Source organism: Brunnivagina elsteri CCALA 953 (genome assembly GCF_002289455.1).
GTDB classification, from domain to species: Bacteria; Cyanobacteriota; Cyanobacteriia; order Cyanobacteriales; family Nostocaceae; genus Brunnivagina; species Brunnivagina elsteri.
Window position 1 is genome coordinate 1 of sequence record NZ_NTFS01000662.1, and the last position, 2153, is coordinate 2153.

Consider the following 2153-nt stretch of genomic DNA (forward strand, 5'->3'; position numbering starts at 1 on the left):
AGTGTATAAAGTTACTTAACTATACTTAGTGATTGAATGAGCATAAGCCTTGGAAAAAACTTTGTGATTTACTGAATGTGAGTCTGTTGATTTCTGAGGAGCGTTTTAAATCTTCTTTGTTACCTACGGGTATAGGTGCGTTGTTTGCTGCGTTATTAAAATCAATATTCGCCATCATCACGGGTGGTTGCACACTAGATGGCTGATTAGATAATCGCAGTAAGTCACGCCCTGTTGTTAAATAATTAATAGTATAATTTTCTACCAAGTAGCGGTTATTTTCATCAACTAAGGCAGCAAAGGGAATTAAATTAAGTTGGCTGTCGGGAGAAAGTAGCAGTTTTCGCTTGTCACCCAATAATTTGCGGATAGGTTGTATGAGTTTGGTATCCAGACGACGCGCAACTGGTTTAACATCGCGGGATTTGCTTTGCAGAATTGTACCAAATTCGGCAATTTCTTTATCAATTGCTTCTGTTTCCCCTAAATCTACCCATTGGGTTGAGCCTTGGGATGTCAGAATGTAGGCAGCATAGCGAGGTTTGCCATAGCGATCGCTCTTTTTTCCGGCTTTGGGATTGATTAAGGGTTGATACAGCGTAAATTCTATTAATGCAGAATCAGCAGGTATTAATTTTTGCACTGATTCAATTGTGGTGATTTGAGTGACAGTGCGAAATTCGCTGCTACGTTTGGAGAGTTCTGCTTCTAATTTGTCGTACTCAGCTTGGAGTTTTGCAAATTCTTGACCAAAGTTACTAGATTCAGTGTACGTGAGTCTTGCAAGTTGGGAACTGATGGTTGTGAGTTCGTCAAATAATTTTTGGTTTTCTGGGTTGAGGTTTTGTCGTAACCAGCTACGACTATCGCTGAGAACATCAAGTATACGTCCTTTCCGGCGAAGGATTGTGGTGAGAGCGAGTTTTGCAGCTTCGGAATTATTGGGTGTGGAGGTGTAAGGAAACTGTGGTGCTGGTTGAATCACTGATTAACGCCATCATATAGTTTTGTTTTTGGCGTTCTGAACCGATACCAAGGATAATATTGAGATTGCGATCGCTAATATCTAAACTGCGATTTCTCACTTCAATGGCACGGTTTATATCACCTTGAGCATGGTATGCATAACTTTGTAATCTTAAATCTTTAACAACACCTGGATGTTGGGAGCCAAAAAAGCTTTCTGTCATCGAAAGCGATTTTTGTAAGAGTTCCAGTGCTTTTTGATTATTTCCTAAAAGATAATAAGTCCAACCTTGGTTACTTAAATTTAGTGCAACTTGGGGATGATTAGTGCCATATACTTTTTCCAAGATACCTGAAGAACGTTGTAAAAGCTGAAGAGATTCTTTATACTTGCCTTGGTTATTATATAAAAGAGCTACATTATTCAGACTGAGGGCAACATCAGGATGATTAACACCAAATACCTGTTCTCGGATGTCTAAAGCACGTTGCATCAATTTTTCTGCCTCAGTATTATTTTCCTGGTGGTAGTAAGTAGATGCAAGATTACTAAGGATTGTTGCAATCATAGGATGATTACTACCAAACACCTTTTCGCTAACAGTTAAAGCTTGTTTGTATAAAGCTTCAGCCTCTTTATCATTCCCCAAGTCACTATATAGATTAGCCAAGTTTTGCAGTGATTGAGCAACTAAGGGATGCTCATCATTAAATGCCTTTTTGTTAATTCTCAAAGCTTCTTGATATAACTTTAGTGCTTCTGGATAATTCCCTTGGGCTAAATATGCACCAGCTAAATTGTTCAGGCTATATGCTATCTGGGAATGTTCTGTACCAAATACTTTTTCATTAATTGCTTTAGCGCGTTGGTGTAATTCTATGGCTTCGTTATATTTAGCCAAGCTTTTGTAGATTTCAGCGAGATTATTGATGCTTGATGCAACATCAGGATGTTCTTTACCAAATGCTTTTTCTTGAATATATAAAGCGCGTTGGCTAAGTTTTTGTGCTTCTGGATAGTTACCTTGCTCTGCGTAGAATAGACTTAAGCTGTTAAGCAGGGCTATTTCATTCTAAAAAGTTGCTGAAGTGTGTCTAACCCAAAGGAAGACAACCGTTGAGCTTGCGCCATATTTTCAAACATATTGTCACGGAATAAATTAAGTGCGAAATTTCGAGCGATCGCA

At 38.6% G+C, this 2153-nt stretch carries 2 protein-coding genes and 1 pseudogene; all 3 read right to left on the reverse strand.

Features of this window, described 5'->3' with window-relative positions:
• Window positions 1-25: 25 nt before the first annotated feature.
• On the reverse strand, window positions 26-985 hold the full coding sequence (locus CK510_RS33770) for a CHAT domain-containing protein (protein WP_245912507.1): 960 nt from the start codon (window positions 983-985) through the stop codon (window positions 26-28).
• A complete protein-coding gene (locus CK510_RS33775) occupies window positions 939-1868 on the reverse strand; it encodes a tetratricopeptide repeat protein (protein WP_245912508.1) in 930 nt (309 codons plus the stop codon). Before CK510_RS33775 ends, CK510_RS33770 begins: the two co-directional genes overlap by 47 nt.
• Window positions 1869-1871: 3 nt before the next feature.
• Window positions 1872-2033: pseudogene (locus tag CK510_RS33780) on the reverse strand (tetratricopeptide repeat protein); the annotation flags it as partial.
• Window positions 2034-2153: the final 120 nt, after the last annotated feature.